Below are 26411 nucleotides of genomic sequence, written 5' to 3'. Positions count from 1 at the left end.
AAACCAGTATCGATGATTGTAATGACGGCATGTTTGAGAGACTAAAGCGGGTATACACCATTACCATCAGAAGATGACTTCGCCGGACGCTTACAGCCCTATAACTGCTTGCTTATCTCTAAAAGATATAAAAATGTGAATTTATAGTATTTAAGCGCAGGTGCTCCTTCGGCCTACTTTCGGCTCCTCAACGCCCGTCGTGATCAGGAGCAGCACCCATGAACCTTCCCTTCAAACGCGTTTTCAGTCTGTTCGCCGCCCCGGCTCTGGCGGGCCTGTTGGCCTTCACCGTCCATGCCGACGAACTCAAGGAAATCCGCATCGCCGTGCCCGACCTGAGCGCCGGCACCCAGCACAGCGGCGGTGGCGTGGTCGACGTATTGCGCGATCAGCAGATCCTCGAAAAGGCCTTCGCCGAACAGGGCATCAAGGTTCAGTGGAGTTTCTTCAAAGGGGCCGGGCCGGTGATCAACGAAGCGTTCGCCAATGGTCAGGTCGATCTGGCGTATCTGGGTGATCTGGCGGCGATCATCGGCAAGTCCAACGGCCTTGATACGCGGCTGCTCAGCGCCAGTGCCCGCGGGGTGAAGCAGTACCTGGGCGTCGTGCCGGGCTCGGGGATCAAGACTTTGCAGGACCTCAAAGGCAAGCGCGTGGCGATCTTTCGCGGCACCGCGACGCAGCTGTCGTTCGATGCGGCGTTGGCCAGTCAGGGCTTGAGCGAGAAGGATCTGAAGGTGATCAACCTCGACTTCACCGGCGCGACTGCCGCACTGGCGGCCAGGCAGATCGATGCGTCGTGGGGTAGCTCCGGCCTGGCCGCTTTGCAGACCAAGGGCCTGGCTGAATTGCCGCTGAACACCAAGGATCTGGGCGGTGCTGGCAGCGTGCAGTCGGTTTTGGTGGGCAGTGGCAAGTTTGTCGATGCGCATCCGGAGGCCGTGAGCAAACTGCTCAAGGCACAAGAGCAGGCCGTGGAATGGCTGACCCAGGACAGCAACAAGGCCGCGTACGTGCAGTTGGTCTCGGGACTGGCGAGTTATCCACCGGTGATCCTCACCGAGGATCTGAAAGATCAGAAGTTGAGCGAGATATTCCCATCGACGCTGGATCCGGTGTTCCTTAGCAGTTTGCAGGACAAGGTGGATCTGGCGGCGCAGCAGAAGCTGATTCGCAAACCGTTCAAGGTGAATGATTGGGTGGCGCCTGAGCTGGCAGCGGCCAAGCTCTGAATCTGTAGCGCTTGGTCCGACGCCATCGCGAGCAGGCTCACTCCTACATTTGGAATCCGTTCCCTTGTAGGAGTGAGCCTGCTCGCGATAGCGCTCTAAACGGCAACGCTGATTTCCTGCTTATCCACCGCCACCAGCGTGTCGATCATCGCTCTTGCTGCCGGCGACAAGCGAAACCCGGTGCGACTGACAATCCCGCAGCGTGCATTCATGCTCTCGAGGTTCTGCGGCAGATTGCGCCAGTGCAACAACGCCAGCGAACCCTGGGCAATGTCCTCGTAAAACGCCTCTTCCGTGCCGATGCCAATGGCATTCGATTGCAGCACTACCTTCACCAGTGCCGGAAAATGCTCGGTCTCGATAGTCGGTGAGAAATCGATCCGGCCACTGAGGTTCGCCAGCAGTTTGCGGATACCCGGCGGGATCAATGTGGTCGCCAGCGGGTAATCGAACATGTCGTTGGTCGACAGGCTTTCCTTGGCCAGCAACGGGTGCCCCGGCCGGCAGAAAAACACCCCGCGCTTGGGCGTCAGCGGTTGGGTCTGGAAGTTCGGGTCCGATTCGAAATGACGGATGTCGGCAATGAAAAATTCGATCTCTTCGCGACTCAGCGCACGGCTGAGTTTTTCCCAGTTATCCACCTGAAAACAGGTGCGTACTTTCGGGTGCGCATTGATGAATTGCGCCACCGCGTCGGGTACCAGTTTCACCGCCGGCGCCGGACCACAACCGAAGTGCACCTCGCCGGCATCGAGCTTGGTCATCTGTGTCACTTCCGCGCTGAGCAGCGCCGCGCCCTGCACCAGGCTGAGCGCGTGTTGCAGCACCACCTGGCCTTCGGGCGTGGGGCGCAGATCCTTGTTGCCGCGATCCACCAGCACGCAACCGAACTCTTGCTCCAGCCCTTGAATGCTGCGGCTGAACGCCGGTTGGGTGATGCCCATCGCGTCCGCCGCACGGACAAAACTGCGGTGTTCGTTGAGGGCGATGAAATAGCGCAACTGGCGAAGATCCATATGCTTTTCCGGCATCCTAAAAATAGCTCGAAGGCATTTGCGACGAGGGTTGGTAGAGGTTTTAAATGCAAGCTCTTATTCCGTCAACGAAGCATGTGATTATCTATTAGATGTAAATAGAATATAGATAGAGCGATGTTTCGCTGCCGTCCAACCGTAAGCAGTCGATGAGGGTCTACCCATGAGCAATGCCGCACTCGCTGTAAAACCCGCTGTCCACGCGCTGGAAATTCATCCGGTGGCCGGCCGAATCGGCGCCGAGATCCGTGGCGTGCACCTGTCCGGTGAGCTGGACGCCGCCACGGTCGAAGCCATTCAACAGGCACTGATTCAGTACAAAGTCGTGTTCTTCCGTGAGCAAACCCAGCTCGACGATCAGCGTCAGGAAGCCTTCGCCCATTTGCTTGGCGAGCCAGTGGCGCACCCGACCGTTCCTGTGCGTGACGGCACCCGTTATCTGCTGGAACTGGACGGTGCCGAAGGCCAGCGCGCCAACTCGTGGCACACCGACGTGACCTTCGTCGACGCTTACCCGAAAGCCTCGATCCTGCGCTCGGTGGTGGCGCCGGCCTTCGGTGGCGACACCCTGTGGGCCAACACCGCTACCGCGTACAACGAACTGCCGACCGAGCTGCGTGAACTGGCAGACAAACTGGTCGCCGTGCACAGCAACGAATACGACTACGCCGGCGCCAAGCCTGACGTCTCGGCCGAGAAGCTTGAGCGCTACCGCAAGATCTTCACCTCGACCGTTTACGAGACCGAGCACCCGGTGGTCCGCGTACACCCGATCAGTGGCGAGAAGAGCTTGTTGCTGGGGCATTTCGTCAAGCGCATCAAGGGTTACTCGCAAGCGGATTCGGCGCACCTGTTCGGGTTGCTGCAGAGCCATGTGATTCGTCAGGAAAACACCGTGCGCTGGCGCTGGAAGGCCGGTGATGTGGCGATCTGGGATAACCGTTCGACGCAGCATTACGCGATTGATGACTACGGCACGCAGGATCGGATCGTGCGCCGGGTGACGTTGAAAGGTGAGGTGCCGGTAGGGGTTTCGGGGCAGCGTAGCCAGACCATCAAAGGCCCTGATATCGGCGGCGTCTGATCTGGCCCCATCGCTGGCAAGCCAGCTCCCACAGTGGAAAGTGTTGAACACAATGGATGTGTAAAACACAAATCCTGTGGGAGCAGGCTTGCCAGCGATGCTTTTAACTACCACACACCGATCTGCACGACTTTCTCGGTCTCAGGCTCGCCATAGCGAAACCGCTGCCCGCGCAAATCAATCTCCTGATGACTGATCGTGGTCCGCCGTTTCAACCCGCGTACCCACTCGAACAAATGCCCCGCATGCTCCTCGCGCACCGCCGCATACGCCGGGTCATCACCCAGATCACGCAACTCCTGCGGATCATTCAACAGATCAAACAGCTGCGGCCGGAAGCCGTCATACGCCAGGTATTTCCAGCGTTCGCTGCGCACCATGGTCATGCGGCAACGGTCGATCGGTTGTCCGAGTCGCTCCCGTGCCGGAGCCTGGAAGGCGTAGTCGTATTCGCTGATTGCATAGCGGCGCCAGTCTGGATTTTTACCGTGCAGAAGCGGGATCAACGAACGCCCTTCAAGCCGATGTTCTGCCCCCGGCAATCCGAGTGCCTGAAGAAACGTCGGCAGCGCATCGATGGTTTCCGCTAGCCGATCATCCACCGTTCCCCGAGTGACATCCGCCGCCGCCCGCGGGTCGCGCACGATCAGTGGCACGCCCACCGCCTGCTCCAGCAAAAACTCCTTCTCGCCCAGCCAGTGATCGCCGAGGAAGTCGCCGTGATCGCTGGTGAACACGATCAACGTGTCATACCAGCGGCCATTGCTCTGCAGAAAATCGAAAAGTCGCCCCAACTGATCATCCACTTGCTTGATCAGGCCCATGTAGGTCGGGATTACATTCAATCGTACTGAATCGCGGGAGAAGTTGAGGCTTTCCTCATGCTGGCGAAAGGCAGTGTATACGGGGTGTTTGCTGGCTTCGGAGGGCGTCGCGCGGACCGGTTCGAGAATCGATTTCGTACTGTACAAGGCGTGGTATGGTGCCGGTACGATGTAGGGCCAGTGCGGTTTGATATACGAAAGGTGTAAACACCAGGATTTCTCACCTTGCTCGGTGATGAAGTCGATGGCTCGATTTGTAGTGTAGACAGTCTCTGAGTGTTGCTCGGGAATTCGTGCTGGCAAATGCGCATGACGCATTTGCCAGCCACTGAGGATTTCACCGTGCTCGCCTTCGGCAGCGTTGGCCCAGTCGTGCCAGGGGTTGCGGCCGACGAAACCGTGTTCGCGCAGGTAATGGGTGTAAGGCGCTGATTCGCGTTTGTCGTCGAACAGCGGGTCGTCGGGGAAGATGCCGTCGTGACGGAAGTAGGGTTCGAAGCCGACCTCGTTGAGCACTTCGGCCTGCTCGCTGTCCGGGTTGATGGCCAGACGCTGCAAGGCATCGACATTCGCCGTGGCGTGGGTCTTGCCGACCAGCGCGGTACGAATGCCGTGAGGGCGCAGGTAATCACCGATGGTCAGTTCTTCCAGCGGCAACGGCACCGCGTTCCATGCCACTTGATGGCTGCTGACGTAGCGTCCGGTGTAGGCCGACATCCGTGACGGTCCGCATATCGTCCCTTGAGTGTAGGCGCGGCTGAAGCGCACGCCGGCCGCTGCCAGGCGATCAATGTTCGGCGTGTGCAAATGGGGGTGGCCGTAGCAGGACAGGTAATCGCGGCGCAACTGATCGCACATGATGTACAGCACGTTGCGCACGGGTTGTTCAGGCTGGGACATGGGGTTCACCGGTCAGAGAGACAGGCGAGGGTTTTCGCTTTCGGTGGGGGTGTTCGGCAAGTGCATTTGGGGAATGGGTTCTATGCAGTGGATGCATCGGTGTGAGTGGCGACGCCATCGCTGGCAAGCCAGCTCCCACAAGTCCCGGTTGAGCACACGCACATCCTGTGGGAGCTGGCTTGCCAGCGATAGCGGTAGCTCAGACAGCCAGGTTCTCAAGTGAACACACCTCCTCATCCACCGCATCAATCTCTTTGATCTGCTCAATCATCGCCTCAGCCAACGGCGACAACCGATACCCCGCGCGACTGACAATCCCGTAGCGGGTGTACAACTCCTCCAGATCGTCCACCAACCCTTCGATCTTCAAACACAGCAGATCACCCTTGGCCTGATGCAACGCATCGGAGTACGCGCCAACAATCCCGATCGCATCCGAACGCAGTACCACACTCAACAGGCTGGAGCTGTTTTCACACTCCACATTCGGCGTGAAATCCGGGCGACCGCTGAGGTCGACGATGACTTTGCGCAGGTTCGGCGGACGAATGCTCACCGCCAGCGGATAGCTCATCAGTTGTTCGGCGGTAACCCGCTCAAAACCTGCCAGTGGATGCCCCGCACGGCAGCAGAAATGCCATTTGCGCGGGCGTAACCGGTACGTCAGGTAATCCGGATCGGCTTCAAAGTGTCGGGTGTCGGCGACAAAGAATTCGAACTCTTCGCTGAGCAGGCGCTTGCTCAGACTCTGCCAGTCATCCACCTGGAACTGCACCCGCGCTTTTGGATATCGGCCAATGAAGCTGCCGATGGCACGCGGAATCAACCCCGCTGCCGGCGCGGGGCCGCAACCGAAGCGCAATTCTCCCGCCTCCAGGCCATTGAACTGGCTGATCTCGTTGGCCATTTGCTGCGCACCGCTGACAAGCCGCCGCGCATGTTCGAGCAGCACCTGGCCTTGCTTGGTCGGCGGCAATTCCTTGCGCCCGCGATCAACCAGCTGGCAGCCAACGCTGTGTTCCAGTGCCTGAATACTGCGACTGAACGCCGACTGCGACAGGTTCACCGCCTGCGCGCCGGCGACGAAGCTGCGTTGGTCAGCCAAGGCGATGAAGTGACGAAGTTGGCGCAAGTCGATATGCATTTTTCACATAAAAAATATCCGGGAAATGCATTGGATATGCATTACGTCGACTCCTTATAAAGGCAATCTCTTATGCAGTAAATATTTGTAAATCCATAAATAAATAACTTAAAAGAATATGCAGCACTGACGATGTCTGTGTGTTTTTTGACCAGGAGCCGCGCCATGAGTCCGTTGAACCTCGCGTCACCCTTAACCCCACGACGGCTCAAACGCCTGCCTCTGGCCCTGTTGCTGGCAGGGAGCGCCAGTTGGACTCACAGCTACGCCGCTGAAACCGAAACCCCGGCGCCAGCCCCTGCCGGCAAGCCGGCGGCCAACAATTCGCAGCTGGAAACGGTGACGGTCACCACCCGCCGTCGCGAAGAAAGTTCGCAGGATGTGCCAACGCCAATGAGCGTGGTCAGCGGCCAGAATCTGGAGACGCAACGGGTCTACCGGATTCAGGATTTGCAGCAACTGGTGCCGAGCGTCAACGTCGCCTACATGCACGCCCGCCAGTCCAGCGTGTCGATTCGCGGCCTGGGCAACAACCCGGCCAGCGATGGTCTGGAAGGCAGCGTCGGCCTGTACATCGACAACGTCTACCTGGGGCGCCCGGGGATGGCGGTTTTCGATCTGATGGACATCGAACAGCTCGAAGTTTTGCGTGGCCCGCAGGGCACACTGTTCGGTAAAAACACCACCGCCGGGGTGATCAACATCAGCACCCGTGCGCCGACGTTTACACCTGAACGCAGCATTGAAACCTCGGTCGGCGAGGATGGATACTTCCAGACCAAGGGCACGATTTCCGGGCCGCTCAACGATCAACTCGCCGGGCGTTTTTCCGCCTATCGCACCCGCAGCGATGGCGACATCAAGAATGAATACGACGGCCATGATCTGAATGGCGGCTCGCGCGACGGCTTCCGTGCACAGTTGCTGTTCAAGCCCAACGAAGATTTCAACCTGCGCTGGATCGGCGATTACAACGAAGAGGATTCCAGCGCCGGCACCCGCGTGCTGTACAGCACCGGGCCGACCATCAATGGCGTCAATCTTTACCAGTCGCGAGCCAATGCCGCCGGCGCGACGCTGGTCAACGGCTCGCACCGCAAGGTCAATCTGGACAACGATCAGCACGTCACCGTGCATCAGGGCGGCACCTCGGTCGAAGCGAACTGGACGCTGCCAAGTGACTTCACCCTGACCTCGATCAGCTCCTACCGCTTCTGGAATTTCACCCCGCGCAACGACGACGGCCTCAACGTGCCGGCGAGCTATAACGCCGGGGTGTCGGTGGAAGACAAACAGTATTCGCAGGAATTTCGCCTGGCCTCACCGAAGGGCGAGTTCTTCGATTACGTCGTAGGTGCGTACTACTTCGGCAACAACCTGGACAACAAATCCTTCGCCTATTACGGCCCGCAGGCTGATATCTGGAACGGCACGCCGGCCGGTGCGCTGGCCAACGTGACCAGCGTCGGCAACGGCCACATCAAGACCGACAGCTTTGCACTGTTCGCCCAAGGCACCTGGCACCTCACCGAGCGCCTGGACTTCACCGCCGGAGTGCGCGGCACCTATGAAGAAAAAAGCGCCTGGGTCACGCGTAATGCTCCGGTTGGCGGTGCGACTGTCGCCGGTGCTGCCGCGACGGCGCGGCGTGGTCGTGCCGGCGCTTACGATTCCGGCGACTTGAATCAATACAGCTCCAGTCCCTCCGGGCTGCTCAACCTCAGCTACCGGATCACCGATGATGTGCTCGGCTACGCAACGCTGTCCCACGGCGAGAAATCCGGCGGGGTCAACCTTGCGGTCGGCTCGGCTCCGGTGGCCGGCGCCGACTCTTTGTTGATCGGCACCGAGCGCGCCAACAACGCCGAGCTGGGTTTCAAAAGCACGCTGTGGGATCACCGTCTGCAACTCAATGCCAACGTGTTCTGGACCCAGGTCAACGCCTACCAGACCAACGCCTACGACGCCGAAAACCGCGTGCAATACCTGACCAACGCCGGTTCCGTGCGCTCGCGCGGGGTCGAATTCGAGAGCACGGTGATCCCGCTGCGCGGCCTGACCCTGAACATCAACGGCTCCTACAACGACGTCAGCTACCTCTCCTATAAAGATGCGCCATGCCCGCCGGAAGTCAGCCAGGCGCCAGGCGCTCCGGCCTCTTGCGATCTCAGCGGCCATCAAGTGGTCGGTGCCTCGAAATGGATCGGCAACGCCAACGGCGAATACAAATGGAATCTGGATAACGGCTTCGAACCCTACGTCACCGCCAGTTATGCGTTCCGCTCGAAAGCCGTCGGCACGGTCGAGGATTCCGACTACGGCCAGATCCCGAGCTATGCGGTGGTCAACTTTTCCACCGGCCTGCGCGGTGACTTCAACCAAGGGCAGTGGGACATCTCGCTGTGGCTGAAAAACGCCTTCGACAAAACCTACTACACGACCCTGTGGACCGGCGGCAACGGCGGCTATGAAGGCCTGCTCGGCACACCGCGAACCCTCGGCGTCACTGGCCGTTACGACTTCTGATTGACCCTTCAAGGAGCTGCATCATGTTGCCCATCAAAAGCGCTTTACCGCTGTTGTTGTCCGGCGCGGTGTTGAGTAGCGGCGCCTTCGCCGCACCCAGCGTCTACCCCACGGGCGTTACCCGTTATGACCCGGACAAGGCGTTCAATCAGTACGTGATCTTCAGCGGCGCCGACAAGCAGACGCACCTGATCGACATGAACGGCAACGAGGTGAAAACCTGGCCACAGGCGGGTTTCCCCTCGGCGATCATCGACCCGCAATTGGTTGGCGGTGAGCGTGGACACGTGTTGCTGCAACTGAGCGACAAGGATCCGGGCAAGCTCGGTTCGGCCGGCAACGGCCTGGGCAACCAGAGCGTCGGCGAACTGGACTGGAATGGCAAAGTCGTCTGGCAGTGGGGCGACAACGCACCCGGTGGTGCGGCGCAACAGCATCATGATCAGCGCCGCTTGAGCAACGGCAACACCGTGGTGCTGGCCAACAAGGTACACAAGGTCAAAGGCTTCAAAGTGCCCGAGGTGATTGACGATGCGATCTATGAAGTCAGTGCCGATGGCGCGGTGAAATGGCAGTGGCTGGCCTCCGAGCACCTCAACGAATTCGGCTTCACGGCCGAGCAATTGAAACTGGTGCGCGCCAGTGACAATCCCGATTACCTGCACATCAACAACCTCAGTCTGGTCGGGCCGAACAAGTGGTTCGATGGCGGTGACAAACGCTTCAATCCGGACAACCTGCTGATCGATTCACGCAACGCCAATTTCATCGCGATCATCGACAAGAACAGCGGCAAAGTGGTCTGGCGTCTGGGGCCGAACCTGCCGCTGATCAACCCGAAAACCGCGCAGACTCTGCCGCGCCCGGTGGATCAGTTTGTCGGTCAGCATGACGCCCACATCATCCCGGCCGGATTGCCCGGCGCCGGCAATCTGCTGGTGTTCGACAACCAGGGCTCGGCGGGTTATCCGAACGTGACGCTCGGGCTGATTTCCGGCTCGCGGGTGTTGGAAATCGACCCGCTGAAAAATGAGATTGTCTGGCAGTACAGCGCGGCCAATTCGAAGCAGCCGGGCTGGGCGTTTTACAGCTCATTTATCAGCAGCGCACGGCGCTTGCCCAACGGCAATACGCTGATCGACGAAGGTATGAACGGGCGGTTTTTCCAGGTCACAGCCAAGGGTGAGAACGTCTGGGAATACGTCAGTCCCTACCTCGGCAAAGCCCCGGGTAGTGACGCAATCAGCAACTGGGTCTATCGAGCGCTGCCTGTGAGTTATGACTGGGTGCCTGCCGGAACGCCGCGCTCCGAGACGGCCGTCATTGCGCCGGCCGTTGGCGTGCAGCAGACCAATGCCAGTCGTTAGTTGAAATGGAATTAATGCTCGACCGATTGGCGATAAGTTATGAGCAACTTGAACAGTACTTATTGCAATTTCGTTTGTAAGTGGCGTGGACAATATTTGAATGTCCAACCATTCTGACTGTCGTGAGTTTCCAGGAGGGAACTTGCTCTCATCGGAAGACACTTATCCCAACGATAAAGGAAGTCGAATTATGTCGAGCATTAATGGCACTTATGTAAACGCGAACGCTGGCGCCAAACTGACGATTACCGATGGCAACGATTCCAACGGCACCTTCAGCGGTACCTTCAGCCAGGGCGGCGTCAACTATGACGTCAGCTACGGGCATTACCATTTCCAGAACAGCACCGGACAACCCACCACCATTACGTTTGTCGGTCTGAATGGTAATAGCGGGTTTCAGGCGTGGTCGTTGTTTTCTCCCGATCATAATTACGCGAGAGTTCGCGCAGCCGGTTCCCGTACTAACTTTGACGGTGAAGTCGTAACCCTGGCAGGGGAGTTCGTCAAGCAGTAACTCAGTTGAAATATATAAAGGCCGGTGTACGAAAGTGCATCGGCTTTTTTATTGCTGACGATAAATTCGTCAACTATCGAATGTGTATTAATTGTCCTGCCAAACCCGGTCAGGCGAAATCGATGCGTTGCGTGAATACTTTCAATGCCTGAAAAGCATGCATTTTTTCACACATCGCTGCAGCCCTTGTGGCGCGTGGCTTTGCTGGAAATGATCAATTTACATATTCCATAAAAGCCTATGCATAACGTTAAAGATTACTTTCGGAGATAAGCGTCAAGCCCAATGATTCACCCAGCGATCTGCCGTGGGGGATTCAACAAACGGCAGCTCAGCCTTTTTGTAGAGAACGCAAAAAAGACCGCAGGGAGTGAATCAATGGGCAATGTCCAGACCGCCGCCAGCGCACAGGAATTGCTGTGGCGTCAGACGCCGAGTGGCGAATTGGTCGATCTCGGCCGACCGCATCGCGTGCCGTTGGGGCAGTTGCGTTTGCAGCGCGCGCCCAAAGGCATTCTGAGTCGCCGCGAGACGATTCTGCTCGGTGTGCTGGCGTTGGTGGTGCATGGCGCGGTGATCTACTGGATCAGCCAGAAGCCGACGCCGGTGTTGCCGATTGTGCCGCCGGAAATTCCACCGATGACCATCGAGTTTTCGCGCCCGGCACCACCCGCGCCACCGGTTGTCGAGCCACCACCGCCTGCGCCTGTGGTCGAGCCACCGCCGCCGGTAGAAGACGAACTGGCGGTAAAGCCACCACCGCCCAAACCTATTCCGAAACCCAAGCCGAAACCGGCGCCAAAAGCTGTTGAACAACCACCGGCACCACCGCAACCGGCAGCACCGGCCGCCGCCCCAGCTCCACCTGCACCACCCGCGCCGGCACCGGTGACACCGGCGTCAGCCAACGCCGCCTACCTGAAAAACCCCGCGCCGGAATATCCCTCGCTGGCTCAGCGTCGCGGCTGGGAAGGCACGGTGTTGTTGCGCGTGCATGTGCTGGCCAGCGGCAAACCGGGCGAGATTCAGATTCAGAAAAGCAGTGGCCGGCAACAACTCGACGACGCAGCGCTGAACGCCGTGAAACGTTGGAGTTTTGTCCCGGCCAAGCAGGGTGATGTCGCCCAGGACGGCTGGGTCAGCGTGCCCATCGATTTCAAGATTCATTAAACCGAAACCAAATTCGCGCTAAACGTTTACACGAGGGAACACATCATGACGTTACTGGCATCTCCACTGGAATCCATCGAAAGCGCGGTGATCTGGCTGCTGGTGGTTTTTTCCGTCGCCACCTGGGGTCTGGCACTGCTCAAGGCTGTGCAGTTCGGCCGTCTGAAAGCACAGGATCGGCGCTTTCATAAACGCTTTTGGGCGGCGTCGAGTCTGGATTCCGCTGCCGAGTTGAGCGAAACCCAACCCGGCGCAGCAGCGCGGGTGGCACAGGCCGGTTACGCGGCGATTCAGGTTGGTGAGGCGCCGCAGACGAATGATTTGAGCCAGGCGATCAACCATCAGGATCGACTGGAACGTGCCTTGCGTCAGCAGATTGTCCGCGAACGGCGTTCGCTGGAGACCGGTCTGGCGGTGGTTGCGAGTATCGGTAGTACGTCGCCGTTCATTGGTCTGTTCGGCACGGTGTGGGGAATCATGGAAGCGTTGAAAGGCATCAGCGCGGCAGGCTCGGCGAGCCTGGAAACGGTGGCGGGTCCGATCGGTGCGGCACTGGTTGCGACCGGCGTGGGTATCGCCGTCGCGGTACCGGCAGTGCTGGTTTACAACTACTTTCTGCGGCGTTTGAAACTGACCGCCGCCGATCTGGATGACTTCGCCCACGACTTCTACAGCCTGGCGCAGAAGAGTGCGTTCCGCGTGCTGATTCATCCGACGGCGCACAAGGTTGCAGCGCAAGGCAACGCGGCAAAAGTGAAGGAGGCGTCCTGATATGGCCTTCTCCACGCAAGACAGTGATGAGGTGCTCAGCGAGATCAACGTGACGCCGCTGGTGGACGTGATGCTGGTGCTGCTGGTGGTGTTTATCGTCACCGCGCCGCTGCTGACCAACGCGATACCGATCAACCTGCCGAAGACCGAAGCGGTAGCGCCGGTCGAGCAGAAAGACCCGCTGGTGGTGAGTATCGATGGCGCCGGCAAGCTGTTTATCAACAAGGATGAGATTCAGCCGGACTTGCTCGAATTCAACCTCAAGTCGGCCAAGGCCAAGGACCCGGAAGTGCGCGTGCAATTGCAGGCGGATGACGGGGTGAACTACGGGGAAGTGGCGCGGGCCATGGCCTCGATCGAGCGGGCGGGGATTACCAAGTTGTCGGTGATCACTGCGCGTTAACCGAATTTACGTTTTTCCGGGGCCGTCTCCTTGGCAGGGTGCGGCCCTTTTTTTATTTCTCGCGGGGGAGAAAAGCCCCTCACCCTAGCGCTCCCGAAACGTCGGACCGCCCAGAGGGAGAGGGAACTGACCGCGTTGTTTGGCCGCTATACATCGACATGACAAATCCAGTCGAACTCAGGATTTGAAAGGCCAGGAGATCGGCTCCCTTTCCCCTCGCCCCCATGGGGGAGAGGGCTGGGGTGAGGGGGAAAAGATTTCAAGCCATGCACAAATCTCATATTCATTTCAGGTCTTAATAAATAGCTTCTTATTCCTTAACGAATATAAATCCCGTCCCTATACTCGCTCAGGAACAGACACGCAGGAGAGCTTCCCCATGCGCAACGAATCAATTCGCTACCTGATTGTGCCGGGCTGGCAAGGATCGCCAGAAGATCATTGGCAAAGCCACTGGCAGAACAGCCTGCCGAACAGCGCGCGGGTGGAACAGGCCGACTGGCTGACGCCTCGCCGTGAAGACTGGGTCGCCGCGCTGGCCGAGGCGATTGCCGCCGACAGCACGCCGGTCATCCTCATCGCACACAGCCTTGGCTGCGTCACCGTTGCCCATTGGGCAGCCACCGCACCGCTGCAATACCTGCGTCAGGTACGTGGTGCCTTGCTGGTCGCGCCGGCAGATGTCGAGCGTCCGACGTGCGCGCCGGCACTGCGCAATTTCGCACCGATTCCGACCGATCTGCTGCCATTCCCGAGCCAGGTGGTCAGCTCCGACAACGACGCCGCCGTCAGTGCGCCGCGTGCTTTGGAACTGGCGCGCAACTGGGGTGCCGAGGCCGGAATTCTGGCCGGCGCCGGACACATCAATGTGAAGTCCGGGCATCAGCGCTGGGAGCAGGGTTTTGCTTATCTCTATCGCCTGCAAAACCGTATGGAAGACCACGCACGCCGTCGCGCCTGATTTTTTATTTCTTTAAACGCCCCCGTCTGCCGGCGGTTCTGGGCGGGAGTCTGTCATGAGTTTCGATACTTTCGGTCAGCCGTTGCTGACCTTTCCCGATGCGGAAAAAAGCCCCCTGAGCATTCGCGCCAAAGCGCTGGTGTTCGTTGACCCGCGCTCGCGTCAGTTGCGTGAAGAACTTGAGCAATTGGCGCCGCGCTCGGTCTCGGTACTGATCCGTGGCGAGACGGGGACCGGTAAAGAACTGCTCGCCCGCCACATCCATCGCGCCAGTGATCGCAGTGGCCTGTTCGTTTCGGTCAATTGCGGTGCGATCAGCCCGACCTACGCCGACGCCGAACTGTTTGGCTATGCCGCCGGCAGCTACACCGGCTCGGCCAGCAGCCGAGCGGGCTGGTTCGGCTCGGCCAATGGCGGGACGTTATACCTTGATGAAATCGGCGACCTGCCGCTGCCGATCCAGATCAAATTGCTCGCCGCCCTGGAAAACCACGAAGTCACCCGCGTTGGTGCGCATCAGCCGAGCCCGGTGGATGTACGGCTCGTCGCGGCGACCAGCATCGATCTGGCGCAAGCGGTGGACGCCGGGAAATTCCACGAGCGGCTCTATCACTACCTCAGCGAAGGCCAATTGGAACTGCCGGCCCTGCGTGCGCGAATCGGTGACATTCTTTCGCTGGCCGAATATTTCCTCGGCATTTACAGCCAGCGCCTGGATCTGCCGGTGCCGCTCATCAGCGAAGCGGCGCAACACGCGCTGGAGCGACACAGTTGGCCGGGCAACACCCGCGAGCTGGAAAACGTCATTCACTTTGCTTTGCTGGTGAGTACCGGTGACGAGATTCTGCCGGAACATCTGAACCTTCCCGATGCGTCTGGGCCGCAGGTTCAGATCGAAAGACTGGTCAGGCAAACCAACATCGGCGGTAGCGTCGATGAGCGTAAGGCGTTGAAAGAGCTGCTGATTAACCTGAGCCAGACGCTTTGAGCCATTTTGTTATGTATGAACAAAATGGAATATCAAAGTGAATAAACGTTATTGTCCGGGAATAAAAAATCCGGGTATTGTCCGCTTCACGCCAGAGATAGCACTTCACTGGCACTCGTATTAATAGCCGTCGCCATCAGCGATCGTGATTCTCGATAAGGACACTGCATGAAAAAGGTTCTGTTGTTTACTGCACTGGCGGCTGCTCTGACGGCTTCCCTGGCTCAGGCCGGTGAGAAACTGGTCGTTGCGGCGACCCCGGTCCCGCACGCTGAAATTCTAGAGTTGATCAAACCGACCCTGGCCAAAGAAGGCGTGGATCTGGAAATCAAAGTCTTCACCGACTACGTTCAGCCGAACGTACAGGTTGGCGAGAAGCGTCTGGATGCCAACTACTTCCAGACCAAGCCTTACCTGGACAGCTTCAACGCCGGTAAGTACAAGGACGACAAGTCCAAGTACCTGGTAACCGTGCAAGGCGTGCACGTTGAACCGTTCGGCGGCTACTCGAGCAAGTACAAAAAACTGGCTGATCTGCCGGATGGCGCAACCATCGCCATCCCGAACGAAGGCAGCAACAGCGGCCGCGCTCTGATCCTGCTGCAGAAGGCTGGCCTGATCGAACTGAAAGATCCGAAAAACGCTCTGGCAACGCCGAAAGACATCGCCAAGAACCCGCACAACTTCAAGTTCAAGGAACTGGAATCGGCCCTGCTGCCACGCGTTCTGAAGGAAGTTGATCTGGACATGATCAACACCAACTACGCGCTGGAAGCCAAGTTGAATCCGACCAAGGATGCGCTGGTGATCGAAGGTGCAGATTCGCCTTACGTGAACTTCCTGGTGGCCCGTGAGGACAACAAGAACAGCGACGCGATCAAGAAACTCGCCGCTGCCCTGACCAGCCCTGAAGTCAAAGCGTTCATCGAGAAGAAGTACAACGGCGCGGTACTGCCGGCGTTCTGATCTGACGCTTGAACCACCCCCTTCAAGGTGTGAAAACGCCGATGGCCAGTGATGGTCATCGGCGTTTTTGTGTGCACGACTTTTAGCTTGCGAATGATCCTGTGGCGAGGGGATTTATCCCCGATCGGCTGCATAGCAGTCGTGAAATCAGTCAACACGGTGCATCTATAGCCCGATACCTGGGGCCGCTTCGCAGCCCATCGGGGATAAATCCCCTCGCCACAAAGTCAGCAGCCAGAAGCAAAGATCGCAGCCTTCAGCAGGTCCATGTAGGAGCCGCCGAAGGCTGCGATCTTTTGATCTTGATTGTGTCAGGCCGCTTGGGTTTTCAAAGCCCGGCGCAACGCCACCAACAATTTCACAATGTCCTGCGGATCCAGTCGCTGCGGCACTTTTACGTCCATGTTGTCTTCCTTGTAATGGTTTGGCCGAGGGAGTCTGGCCAAAAGCTGTTCGTCCTTGGAGGGCTTTCATGAAAAAGAGACCCTTCCTACAGCGCAAAGGAAAATAGCCTTCTTATTCCTTCCCGGCAAACCCACAAGATAGTTTTTTGGGTGATATCAATATGCTTTAACGGTATTTAAATTCTTTTTTTTATACCTATAAAGTCACTGCCTGCCGGACAGTTACCCGCTGCCCATGGACTGCACCACCGTCGCTTACCGAGCGGCGTACAGGACGTTTCATGACTTTCGATTACGCTTTTATCCTCAGCACCCTGCCGGCGTTTCTAAAAGCCGTGGGCGTGACGTTGCAGGTTGGTTTTATCGCCATCGGCACGTCGTTGCTGGTGGCGCTGCTCAACGCGACGATTCTGGTGTTTCGCACGCCTTACTTGCAGCGCGCTGTCGGCCTGTATGTGGAGCTGGCGCGCAACACACCGCTGCTGATCCAGTTGTTCTTCGTCTACTTCGCCTTGCCGGCAGTGGGGATTCAGGTCTCTGGCTTCACCGCCGCGATCATCACCATGACTTTCCTCGGCGGCGCTTACCTCACCGAAGTGCTGCGTGCGGGCGTCGATGCGGTGCCGCAGGCACAGCTGGAATCAGGTCGTTCCATCGGCCTGTCGCACGGTCAGTTGCTGCGCTACGTGATCCTGCCGCAAGCGGGGATTCTCAGCCTGCCGTCACTGTTCGCCAATTTCATTTTCCTGCTCAAGGAAACCACCGTGGTCTCGGCGGTGGCGGTGCCGGAAATCCTCTACACCACCAAAAGCTACATCGCGCTCTATTACAAAACCTACGAAATGCTCGCCGTGCTGACGCTGATCTGCGTGTTGCTGTTCTTGCCGCTGTCACTGTTGCTCAGCCGTCTGGAAAGGAGGCTCCAGCATGGCCAGTTCGGGTCTTGAATTGCTTTGGGTGTCGTTGCCGCAACTGGCGAAAGGCGCCGGGCAAACCCTTTCGATTTCGTTTCTGAGCATCGCCATCAGCACTGTCGGCGGTGTGCTCTACGGTGTGCTGCGCACGCTCAACGTGACGTGGCTGAATGCGATCCTGCGGGTCTATCTGGAGCTGTTCCGGGCGATCCCGGTGCTGGTCTGGTTGTACCTGCTGTTCTTCGGCCTGCCGATTTTCTTTGGTCTGAGCCTGCCGAGTTTCTGGTGCGCGGTGCTGGTGCTGTCGTTGTGGGGCGCCAGCGAGATCGGTGAGGTGGCGCGTGGTGCGTTGCATTCGTTGCCACGCGGGCAGCGTGAAGCGGGACTGTCGATTGGTCTGAACGCACCGCAACTGTTCGGCTACGTGCTGCTGCCGCAAGCGCTGAAGCGCATGACGCCACCGACCATCAACGTCTACACGCGCATTATCAAGACCAGTTCACTGGCGGTGCTGATCGGCGTGGTCGATGTGATCAAGGTCGGTCAGCAGATCATTGAGCGCACCTATGAATCAGTGCTGATTTACGGCGCGCTGTTCCTGTTTTTCTTTTTTATCTGCTACCCGCTCTCGGCCGCCTCGCGCGTGCTGGAACGGCGCTGGACGCAAGCATGAGCGCATTGATCGAGTTTCACGGTTTCAACAAATTCTACGGCGAGCAGCAGGTGCTCAACGGCATCGACCTGCAGGTGAAGTCGGGCGAAGTGATCGTCATCCTCGGCCCCAGCGGCTGCGGTAAAAGCACACTGCTGCGCTGCCTTAATGGTCTAGAGGTTGCTCACAGCGGCAGCCTGAAGTTTGCCGGTCGCGAGTTGCTCGACACGGCCACCGACTGGCGCGAAGTGCGTCAGCAGATCGGCATGGTCTTTCAGAGTTATCACCTGTTCCCGCACATGAGCGTGCTCGACAATTTGTTGCTAGGCCCGCTGAAAGTGCAGAAGCGCCAACGCCGCGAAGCGCAGCAGCAAGCCGAAGCCCTGCTCGAACGCGTGGGCCTGGCGGACAAGCGCGATGCGTATCCAAGGCAGCTCTCCGGTGGCCAGCAGCAACGCATCGCCATCGTCCGTTCGTTGTGCATGAACCCACGGGTCATGCTTTTCGACGAAGTCACGGCGGCCCTCGACCCGGAGATGGTCAAGGAAGTATTGCAAGTGATTCAGGGCCTGGCCCGCGAAGGCATGACCCTGCTGATCGTCACCCACGAAATGGCCTTCGCCCGCGCGGTGGCCGACCGCATCGTGTTCATGGATGCCGGACGCATCCTTGAACAGACCCCGCCCGAGATTTTCTTTACGAACCCGCAAACCGCACGCGCGCAGCAGTTTCTGGAGAAGTTCTCCTTCGTTGCAACACTGCCAAAAACGAATCCGACAAAGGAACTGGAACCGCTATGAAAACTGCCAAGTCATCCCTGTTTGTACTGCCGCTGCTCGGCCTCGCCCTGCTGGCTGGCTGCAACAAGACCGAAGAGCCGGCCAAGCCGAAAGTCGCCAACGAAAGCACTGCGCCGGCCGGTTATCTGGACAAGATCAAGGCCCGCGACAAACTCATCGTCGGCGTCTTCACCGACAAGCCGCCATTCGGTTTCGTCGATGAAGCGGGGCGCTACGTCGGTTTCGATACCGACATCGGCCGTCAATTCGCCAAGGATCTGTTGGGCGACGAGAACAAGGTCGAATTCGTCGCGGTGGAACCTGCCAGCCGCATTCCGTTCCTGCAAAGCGACAAGGTCGATCTGATCCTCGCCAACATGACCGTGACCCCGGAGCGCAAGGAGGCGGTGGAGTTCACCAACCCGAACCTCAAGGTCGCCGTGCAGGCACTGGTGCCGCAGAACAGCTCGGTGAAAAACCTCGATGATCTGGCAACCCGCACCACCATCGTCACCACCGGCACCACGGCCGACATCTGGCTGACCAAGAATCACCCGGACTGGAAACTGCTGAAATTCGAGAAAAACTCGGAGTCGCTGCAAGCCCTGGCCAATGGTCGCGGCGATGCCTACGCGCAGGACAATCTGGTGCTGTTCAGCTGGGCCAAACAGAACCCGGGTTACCGCGTGCTGGATGAAAAGCTCGGGGCCGAAGCGCCGATTGCGCCGGCAGTGAAGAAGGGCAACGTCGAACTGCGTGACTGGGTGAATACCGAGTTGGCCAAGCTCGGTGAGGAGAAGTATCTACTCAAGCTGTACGACCAATATGTGCGTAAAGAGCTGAGCGATGACACCAAGCCTGAGAGCGTGATTGTTGAGGGTGGCAAGTGGCAGGGGTGATTTCCTGTTGATGATCGTTCCCACGCTCCGCGTGGGAATGCCTCCTGGGACGCTCTGCGTCCAGTGGCGCAGAGCGTCACGGGCTGTATTCCCACGCAGAGCGTGGGAACGATCAGTGGTGATTAGTCAGGCCAATGCCACGCCGGCTCATCCAGTACCCGCTGCCCGACAATCCCGGTCTGCCCCAGCGTTTTCTCAAGCACGATGCAATTGCACTCGGGGTCTTCCTGCAACGCCGAAATCAATCGCCGTGCGTGGGACACCACCCACACCTGACATTCCTCCGAGGCGCGAATGATCAACCGCGCCAGCGCCGGCAACAGGTCCGGATGCAGACTGGTTTCCGGCTCGTTCAGCACCATAAGTGACGGCGGCCGTGGCGTCAGCAACGCAGCAATCAGCAGCAGATAACGCAAGGTCCCGTCCGACAACTCGGCGGCGGACAACGCCCGCAACAGCCCTTCCTGATAAAACTCGATGGCAAAGCGTCCACCGGCCAGCGGCGCGATGTTCAGTCGTGCGCCGGGAAACGCGTCGCTGATCGCCGCCTGCAAAGCATCCGGGTCGCCGATTTCGCGGATCGTCTGCAACGCCGCCGCCAGGTCCCGCCCATCGTGATGCAAAACCGGCGTGCGCGTGCCCAGTTGTGGCTGACGCACCGGGGCATCGGCGTCGCTGCGAAAGTGATCGTAGAAGCGCCAGCGGCGGATGAACTCGCGCATCTGGAACACTTCCGGCGAGCTGCGCAGGCTGCCGACCTGATCGAACAGGCTGTCGAAATTCGGCGTGTGTTGCGCCAGCACATCCCAGCTGCGGCCTTCGCGAGCGCGGATCATCGGCCCGTCGCGATCCACCAACAGGCTGGCCGGGCGATAGAACGGCCCGGCCCAGATGCATTCCTTTTTGATTTCCGGGTCGAGGGAAAAAAACGAGTGGCTGGGCTCGGGCAAGCCCAGGGCGATCGAATAACTGAAATCCTCCCCGGCAAACCCCAGACGCAGACGCTTCACGCCTTGACGCACGGTTGGCTCGATCGCCACTTCGCCGTTGCGCATGCGTCGGCTGATGGTTTCCGGACCGGCCCAGAACGTCGAGTCCAGCCCGCCCTCACGGGCCAGCGCATTGACCACGCCGCCCTGCGCGGTCTCGGCCAACAGACGCAAGGCGCGGTAGAGGTTGGATTTGCCACTGCCGTTGGGGCCGGTGATCAGATTCAGCCGACCCAGCGGGATTACCAATTTATTGATCGAGCGGTAATTGGCCACCGCGAGGGTCTTGAGCATGGGCGTTTCCTTATGCCGGAGCCGCTAGTTTGCCGCGCTGGTACCTATGTGGCGAGCGAGCTTGCTCGCGCCCGGCTACGCAGCAGTCGTAAAGCGGCCGCCACGTTTTAACAGAAAGAGCGTGACGGTGGACTGTCGGGGGCGCTTCGCACCCCAGCGGGAGCAAGTTCTCTCGCCACAGGAATCATGGCGAAAATTGCGTTATTCCCGTGAGCGAACGTTGAACCCTGTTCTAAGCTCACAGTCGTATCGTCACTTGCACGTTCGTACACAGGAAGGAGTCTGCATGGCGAGTCCCGGTTTGAAAACAGCGGTCATGCTGAGTCTGTTCACATTGCTGACCGCTTGCGGGGAGAAAAAAGCGCCGCAGGAATACCTGCCACGCGTCTTCGTGCAAGAGGTCAAACCCGCGGACTACGCGGCTGCCGTGACCCTCACCGGCGATGTGCAGGCGCGTGTGCAGACCGAGTTGTCGTTCCGCGTCGGCGGCAAGATCATCCAGCGCATGGTCGATGTCGGTGACCGGGTGACGGCCAGACAAGTGCTGGCCAAACTCGATCCCAAGGACTTGCAGACCAACGTCGACTCGGCGCAGGCCCAAGTGGTCGCCGAACAGGCGCGGGTCAAGCAGACCGCTGCGGCATTCGTGCGTCAGCAAAAACTGTTGCCCAAGGGTTACACCAGCCAAAGCGAATACGATTCCGCGCAGGCGGCGTTGCGCAGCAGCCAGAGCGCGTTGAGCGCGGCGCAGGCGCAACTGGCCAATGCCAAGGATCAACTGAGTTACACCTCGTTGATTGCCGACGCCCCCGGGATCATCACCGAGCGCCAGGCCGAGGTCGGCCAAGTGGTGCAGGCCACGGCGCCGATGTTCAAACTGGCCCGTGACGGTGACCGCGACGCGGTCTTCAATGTGTACGAATCGCTGTTGGCCGAGCGGCCGTCGGATCGCTCGATTGTGGTCAGCCTGCTCGACAATCCCAATATCAAAACCACCGGCACCGTGCGAGAAGTCACCCCGGCGGTGTCGGCGCAGTCCGGAACCGTGCAAGTCAAAGTCACCCTCGACAAACTGCCGCCGGGCATGCAGCTCGGCTCGGTGGTCAGCGCCACCGCCAAAGGCTCCGGCAAATCGGCGGTCGAGTTGCCTTGGTCGGCGCTGACCAAAAACATCAGCGACCCCGCCGTGTGGATGGTCGACGAGCAAGGGCTGGCGCAATTGCACACGGTCACGGTCGGCCGTTACCTGACCGGCAAAGTGATCATCAGCGAAGGCCTCAAGGGCGGCGAGAAAGTTATCGTTGCCGGCGGACAGTTGTTGCACCCCGGCATGAAAGTCGAGATTGCCGAAAACACCTATAAGGATCTGCAACCGGGAGCACAGCCATGAAGTCTCTATGGCTGTTATCCGTAGCAGTGTTGTTGGCCGGGTGCTCGAAGAAAGAACCGCCGCCCGAGCCTGTGCGCCCGGTGCTGTCGATCAAGGTTCAGGCGTTGAACGAGGAAACCCTCGGACGTTTTGCCGGCAGTATTCAGGCGCGCTACGAGAGCAACACCGGTTTCCGTGTCGGCGGGCGTATTGCCAGCCGTAACGTCGATGTCGGCGCCGAAGTGGAGAAGGGCACGCTGCTCGCCACCCTCGACCCATCCGATCAGCAGAACCAGTTGCGCTCTGCCCAAGGCGATCTGGCCAAGGTTCAGGCGCAACTGATCAATGCCCAGGCCAACGCCCGGCGTCAGCAGGCCCTGTTCGATCGCGGGGTCGGCGCGCAGGCGCAACTGGACATCGCCACCACGGATCTGAAAACCACCCAGGCCTCGCTGGAGCAGGCGCGGGCGGCGGTCAACCAGAGCAAGGATCAACTCGGCTACACCGAACTGCGTGCCGACCACAAAGCCGTGGTCACCGCGTGGAATGCCGAGGCTGGGCAAGTGGTCACTGCCGGCCAGCAAGTGGTGACGTTGGCGCAACCGGACATCAAGGAAGCGGTGATCGATCTGCCGGATACCTTGGTCGACCAGATCCCCAGTGACGTGGTGTTTCTTGTCGCCGCGCAACTCGATCCGAGCATCAACACCACAGCGGTCATCCGCGAAATCGAACCGCAGGCACAAAGTGCTACACGCACCCGTCGTGCGCGGCTGACCCTGGCGGATACACCGCCCGGGTTTCGCCTCGGCACCGCGATCAGCGTGACCCTCAGTTCAGCGATCAAGCCACGCATCGAATTGCCGGCGACAGCGCTGCAAGAGGTCGACGGTAAAACGCGGATCTGGGTGATCGACACCCAAAGCAAAACCGTCAGCCCCCGCGACGTCAGTCTCGTCAGCCGCACCGACAGCACGGTGGTGCTGGCCGGCGGCGTGAAAAATGGCGAACGCGTGGTCAGCGCCGGCGTCAACAGCCTAAAACCCGGACAACCCGTGAAACTTGACGAGGACAGTCAATGAAAGGCTCTTTCAACCTCTCCGAATGGGCCCTCAAGCATCAGTCGTTCGTCTGGTACCTGATGTTCGTGGCATTGCTGATGGGGGTGTTTTCGTACTTCAATCTGGGTCGTGAGGAAGACCCGTCGTTCACCATCAAGACCATGGTGATCCAGAGCAAATGGCCGGGTGCGACCCAGGAAGAAACCCTCAAGCAGATCACCGACCGCATCGAGAAAAAACTTGAAGAGCTCGACTCCCTCGACTACGTGAAAAGCTACACGCGCCCCGGTGAGTCGACGGTGTACGTGTACCTGCGCGACACCACCAGCGCCAAGGACATTCCGCAAATCTGGTACCAGGTGCGCAAGAAGATCGATGACATTCGCGGTCAATTTCCCAAGGGTATTCAGGGGCCGGGATTCAACGATGAGTTCGGCGACGTCTACGGCTCGGTCTACGCGTTTACCGCCGACGGCCTGACCATGCGCCAGTTGCGCGACTACGTGGAACAGGCGCGGGCCGAGATCCGCAATGTGCCCGGGCTGGGCAAGATCGAGATGGTCGGCCAGCAGGACGAAGTGATTTACCTGAACTTCTCCACGCGCAAACTGGCGGCGCTGGGCATCGATCAGCGCCAGGTGGTGCAGAGCCTGCAATCGCAGAACGCGGTGACGCCGGCCGGGGTGATCGAGGCCGGTCCGGAGCGCATTTCCGTGCGCACTTCGGGGCAGTTTGCTTCGGAAAAGGATCTGGCCGAGGTCAATCTCAAACTCAATGACCGCTTCTATCGTCTGGCCGACATCGCTGACATCAGCCGTGGTTACGTCGACCCGGCCACCCCGGAGTTTCGTTTCGACGGCAAACCGGCGATCGGTCTGGCGATTGCCATGCAGAAGGGCGGCAACGTTCAGGAGTTCGGCAAAGCCCTGCACGCGCGTATCGATCAACTCACCGCTGATCTGCCGGTAGGCGTCGGCGTGCACACGGTTTCCGATCAGGCCGTGGTGGTGGAAGAGGCTGTTGGCGGTTTCACCAGCGCCTTGTTCGAAGCGGTAATCATCGTTCTGGTGGTGAGCTTCATCAGCCTCGGTGTACGCGCCGGGCTGGTGGTGGCGTGCTCGATTCCGCTGGTGCTGGCGATGGTGTTTGTGTTCATGGAATACAGCGGCATCACCATGCAGCGGATTTCCCTTGGCGCACTGATCATCGCCCTCGGCCTGTTGGTCGACGACGCGATGATCACCGTGGAGATGATGGTCACGCGCCTGGAAATGGGCGAGACCCGGGAGCAGGCGGCCACGTTCGCCTACACCTCGACGGCGTTCCCGATGCTCACCGGCACGCTGGTGACCGTGGCCGGTTTCGTGCCCATCGGCCTCAACGCCAGCTCTGCCGGTGAATACACCTTCACCCTGTTCGCGGTAATCGCCGTGGCGATGTTGGTGTCGTGGGTGGTAGCGGTGTTCTTTGCGCCGGTGATCGGCGTGCACATTCTCAGCGCCAACGTGAAACCCCATGCGGCCGAACCCGGTCGCATCGGTCGTGCATTCAACCATGGCTTGTTGTGGTCGATGCGCAACCGCTGGTGGGCGATCGGCATCACGGTTGTGTGCTTTGTGCTGGCGGTGTTTTGCATGCGCTTTGTGCAGAACCAGTTCTTCCCTTCCTCTGATCGCCCGGAGATTCTGGTCGACCTGAACCTGCCGCAAAACGCCTCTATCGATGAAACCCGCAAGGCTGTCGACAAGCTTGAGGAAAGCCTCAAGGGCGATCCGGATATCGTGCGCTGGAGCACTTACATCGGCCAGGGCGCGATCCGTTTCTACCTGCCGCTCGATCAGCAACTGCAAAACCCGTACTACGCGCAACTGGTCATCGTCAGCAAAGACTTCGAGGCCCGCGAAGCGTTGAGCCAGCGCTTGCGTGAGCGTTTGCACAAGGACTTCGTTGGCATCGGCAGCTACGTGCAGGCGCTGGAAATGGGCCCGCCGGTGGGGCGCCCGATCCAGTACCGGGTCAGCGGCAAGGACATCGATCAGGTGCGCAAACACGCCATCGACCTCGCCACCGAGTTGGACAAGAACCCACACATCGGCGAGATCATTTACGACTGGAACGAGCCGGGCAAAGTCCTGCGCATCGACATCGCCCAAGACAAGGCCCGCCAGCTCGGGCTGTCGTCCGAAGACGTGGCGAACCTGATGAACAGCATTGTCAGTGGCTCGCCGTTGACCCAGGTCGATGACGATATCTACCTGATCAACGTGGTCGGGCGCGCCGTGGATTCCGAACGCGGTACCCCAGAAACCCTGCAAAACCTGCAAATCGTCACGCCCGGCGGCACGTCGATTCCGCTGCTGGCGTTCGCCACTGTGCGTTATGAACTGGAACAGCCGCTGGTGTGGCGTCGCGACCGTTTGCCGACCATCACCATTAAGGCGTCGGTGCGCGACGAAATTCAGCCAACCGATCTGGTGAAACTGCTCAAGCCGTCCATCGATGCCTTCGCCGAAAAACTCCCGGTCGGCTACAAAGTCGCCACCGGCGGTACGGTGGAGGAGAGCGGCAAGGCGCAAGGGCCGATTGCCAAGGTGTTGCCGCTGATGCTGTTCCTGATGGCGACGTTCCTGATGATCCAGCTGCACAGCGTGCAGAAGATGTTCCTGGTGGCGAGTGTCGCGCCGCTGGGGCTGATTGGTGTGGTGCTGGCGCTGGTGCCGACCGGTACGCCGATGGGCTTCGTGGCGATTCTGGGGATTCTGGCGCTGATCGGCATCATCATCCGCAACTCGGTGATTCTGGTGACGCAGATCGATGAGTTCGAGCAGAAAGGCTACGCGCCGTGGGACGCGGTGGTGGAAGCCACCGAACACCGGCGCCGCCCGATCCTGCTGACCGCAGCGGCGGCGAGCATGGGCATGATCCCGATTGCCCGGGAAGTGTTCTGGGGGCCGATGGCCTACGCGATGATTGGCGGCATCGTGATTGCGACGCTGCTGACGCTGCTGTTTCTGCCGGCGCTGTATGTGGCCTGGTACAAGATTCGTGAGCCGAAGAAGGACTCATCGTCATCGAGCCATTGATTGCGCCCGTTACATCTTTGGGAACGGTCTGACTTACAACCACGGTCGATTGCTTTATCGTCCTTCCTCCGTTTGGGGGA

22 protein-coding genes are annotated in these 26411 nt (G+C 59.3%); 18 read left to right on the top strand and 4 right to left on the bottom strand.

Annotated elements, in window-relative coordinates; translation table 11 throughout:
- Nucleotides 1-218 precede the first annotated feature (218 nt).
- Entirely contained in the window at nucleotides 219-1232 is a 1014-nt protein-coding gene (locus ACIONG_RS17355; RefSeq protein ID WP_401301364.1) for an ABC transporter substrate-binding protein, read from the top strand.
- Nucleotides 1233-1327: 95 nt separating this feature from the next.
- On the opposite strand, the gene ACIONG_RS17350 is transcribed toward ACIONG_RS17355, so the two are convergent.
- A complete protein-coding gene (locus ACIONG_RS17350; protein WP_401301361.1) occupies nucleotides 1328-2248 on the bottom strand; it encodes a LysR family transcriptional regulator in 921 nt (306 codons plus the stop codon).
- Between the two features lie 181 nt (nucleotides 2249-2429).
- Between ACIONG_RS17350 and ACIONG_RS17345 the strand changes: the two genes are divergently transcribed.
- On the top strand, nucleotides 2430-3350 hold the full coding sequence (locus ACIONG_RS17345) for a TauD/TfdA family dioxygenase (RefSeq protein WP_315445199.1): 921 nt from the start codon (nucleotides 2430-2432) through the stop codon (nucleotides 3348-3350).
- Nucleotides 3351-3457: 107 nt separating this feature from the next.
- Here the strand turns inward: ACIONG_RS17345 and ACIONG_RS17340 are convergent, their stop codons facing one another.
- Both ACIONG_RS17340 and ACIONG_RS17335 read right to left on the bottom strand, forming a co-directional pair.
- Nucleotides 3458-5074: an alkaline phosphatase family protein gene (locus ACIONG_RS17340; protein ID WP_401301358.1), complete on the bottom strand. Its 1617-nt coding sequence runs from the start codon at nucleotides 5072-5074 to the stop codon at nucleotides 3458-3460.
- A gap of 199 nt (nucleotides 5075-5273) precedes the next feature.
- Entirely contained in the window at nucleotides 5274-6218 is a 945-nt protein-coding gene (locus tag ACIONG_RS17335) for a LysR family transcriptional regulator (protein WP_401301355.1), read from the bottom strand.
- A gap of 165 nt (nucleotides 6219-6383) precedes the next feature.
- Between ACIONG_RS17335 and ACIONG_RS17330 the strand changes: the two genes are divergently transcribed.
- From ACIONG_RS17330 to ACIONG_RS17270, 13 genes are all read left to right on the top strand, one after another.
- A complete protein-coding gene (locus ACIONG_RS17330) occupies nucleotides 6384-8744 on the top strand; it encodes a TonB-dependent receptor (RefSeq protein WP_401301352.1) in 2361 nt (786 codons plus the stop codon).
- 23 nt (nucleotides 8745-8767) lie between these two features.
- The gene (locus tag ACIONG_RS17325; RefSeq protein WP_401301349.1) at nucleotides 8768-10111 is read left to right on the top strand and encodes an aryl-sulfate sulfotransferase; all 1344 of its coding nucleotides are present in this window, start codon (nucleotides 8768-8770) and stop codon (nucleotides 10109-10111) included.
- Nucleotides 10112-10301: 190 nt separating this feature from the next.
- Entirely contained in the window at nucleotides 10302-10628 is a 327-nt protein-coding gene (locus tag ACIONG_RS17320; RefSeq protein ID WP_042557100.1) for a hypothetical protein, read from the top strand.
- 378 nt (nucleotides 10629-11006) lie between these two features.
- Entirely contained in the window at nucleotides 11007-11798 is a 792-nt protein-coding gene (locus ACIONG_RS17315) for an energy transducer TonB (protein WP_401301346.1), read from the top strand.
- Nucleotides 11799-11843: 45 nt separating this feature from the next.
- Nucleotides 11844-12569, top strand: a complete 726-nt coding sequence (locus ACIONG_RS17310) for a MotA/TolQ/ExbB proton channel family protein (protein ID WP_042557102.1) — start codon at nucleotides 11844-11846, stop codon at nucleotides 12567-12569.
- A 1-nt stretch (nucleotide 12570) separates the two neighbouring features.
- The gene (locus ACIONG_RS17305; RefSeq protein WP_003220570.1) at nucleotides 12571-12972 is read left to right on the top strand and encodes a biopolymer transporter ExbD; all 402 of its coding nucleotides are present in this window, start codon (nucleotides 12571-12573) and stop codon (nucleotides 12970-12972) included.
- A gap of 379 nt (nucleotides 12973-13351) precedes the next feature.
- Nucleotides 13352-13933: an alpha/beta hydrolase gene (locus tag ACIONG_RS17300; RefSeq protein WP_042557103.1), complete on the top strand. Its 582-nt coding sequence runs from the start codon at nucleotides 13352-13354 to the stop codon at nucleotides 13931-13933.
- Nucleotides 13934-13988: 55 nt separating this feature from the next.
- Nucleotides 13989-14921 (top strand): sigma 54-interacting transcriptional regulator, encoded by a 933-nt coding sequence (locus ACIONG_RS17295; protein WP_103304101.1) that lies wholly within the window; start codon nucleotides 13989-13991, stop codon nucleotides 14919-14921.
- A 168-nt stretch (nucleotides 14922-15089) separates the two neighbouring features.
- The gene (locus tag ACIONG_RS17290; protein WP_027611172.1) at nucleotides 15090-15887 is read left to right on the top strand and encodes a MetQ/NlpA family ABC transporter substrate-binding protein; all 798 of its coding nucleotides are present in this window, start codon (nucleotides 15090-15092) and stop codon (nucleotides 15885-15887) included.
- A gap of 685 nt (nucleotides 15888-16572) precedes the next feature.
- Nucleotides 16573-17238 (top strand): amino acid ABC transporter permease, encoded by a 666-nt coding sequence (locus ACIONG_RS17285; RefSeq protein WP_213027212.1) that lies wholly within the window; start codon nucleotides 16573-16575, stop codon nucleotides 17236-17238.
- Complete coding sequence (locus ACIONG_RS17280; protein ID WP_401301339.1) at nucleotides 17219-17878, top strand: amino acid ABC transporter permease; 660 nt, start codon at nucleotides 17219-17221, stop codon at nucleotides 17876-17878. Before ACIONG_RS17285 ends, ACIONG_RS17280 begins: the two co-directional genes overlap by 20 nt.
- Complete coding sequence (locus ACIONG_RS17275) at nucleotides 17875-18657, top strand: amino acid ABC transporter ATP-binding protein (RefSeq protein WP_213027213.1); 783 nt, start codon at nucleotides 17875-17877, stop codon at nucleotides 18655-18657. The genes ACIONG_RS17280 and ACIONG_RS17275 overlap by 4 nt, the downstream gene beginning before the upstream one ends.
- Nucleotides 18654-19535, top strand: coding sequence for a transporter substrate-binding domain-containing protein (locus ACIONG_RS17270; RefSeq protein ID WP_401301336.1), 882 nt, complete (start codon nucleotides 18654-18656; stop codon nucleotides 19533-19535). Before ACIONG_RS17275 ends, ACIONG_RS17270 begins: the two co-directional genes overlap by 4 nt.
- A 122-nt stretch (nucleotides 19536-19657) precedes the next feature.
- Here the strand turns inward: ACIONG_RS17270 and ACIONG_RS17265 are convergent, their stop codons facing one another.
- The gene (locus ACIONG_RS17265) at nucleotides 19658-20818 is read right to left on the bottom strand and encodes an AAA family ATPase (RefSeq protein ID WP_315445207.1); all 1161 of its coding nucleotides are present in this window, start codon (nucleotides 20816-20818) and stop codon (nucleotides 19658-19660) included.
- A gap of 286 nt (nucleotides 20819-21104) precedes the next feature.
- On the opposite strand from ACIONG_RS17265, the gene ACIONG_RS17260 reads away from it, so the two are divergent.
- Genes ACIONG_RS17260 through ACIONG_RS17250 form a run of 3 tightly spaced genes read left to right on the top strand, consistent with a single transcriptional unit; the run spans nucleotide 21105 to nucleotide 26331 of the window.
- Nucleotides 21105-22208 carry an efflux RND transporter periplasmic adaptor subunit gene (locus ACIONG_RS17260; RefSeq protein WP_103304107.1) on the top strand — a complete coding sequence of 368 codons (1104 nt, stop codon included), beginning with the start codon at nucleotides 21105-21107 and terminating at the stop codon, nucleotides 22206-22208.
- Nucleotides 22205-23269: an efflux RND transporter periplasmic adaptor subunit gene (locus ACIONG_RS17255; RefSeq protein WP_401301331.1), complete on the top strand. Its 1065-nt coding sequence runs from the start codon at nucleotides 22205-22207 to the stop codon at nucleotides 23267-23269. The genes ACIONG_RS17260 and ACIONG_RS17255 overlap by 4 nt, the downstream gene beginning before the upstream one ends.
- Nucleotides 23266-26331, top strand: coding sequence for an efflux RND transporter permease subunit (locus tag ACIONG_RS17250; RefSeq protein WP_213027216.1), 3066 nt, complete (start codon nucleotides 23266-23268; stop codon nucleotides 26329-26331). The genes ACIONG_RS17255 and ACIONG_RS17250 overlap by 4 nt, the downstream gene beginning before the upstream one ends.
- Nucleotides 26332-26411 lie beyond the last annotated feature (80 nt).

Source organism: Pseudomonas sp. NPDC087817 (assembly GCF_044742875.1).
Taxonomy (GTDB): domain Bacteria; phylum Pseudomonadota; class Gammaproteobacteria; order Pseudomonadales; family Pseudomonadaceae; genus Aquipseudomonas.
Note: the sequence above shows the minus strand (reverse complement) of the source record. Positions and strands in the feature narration are given on the sequence as shown.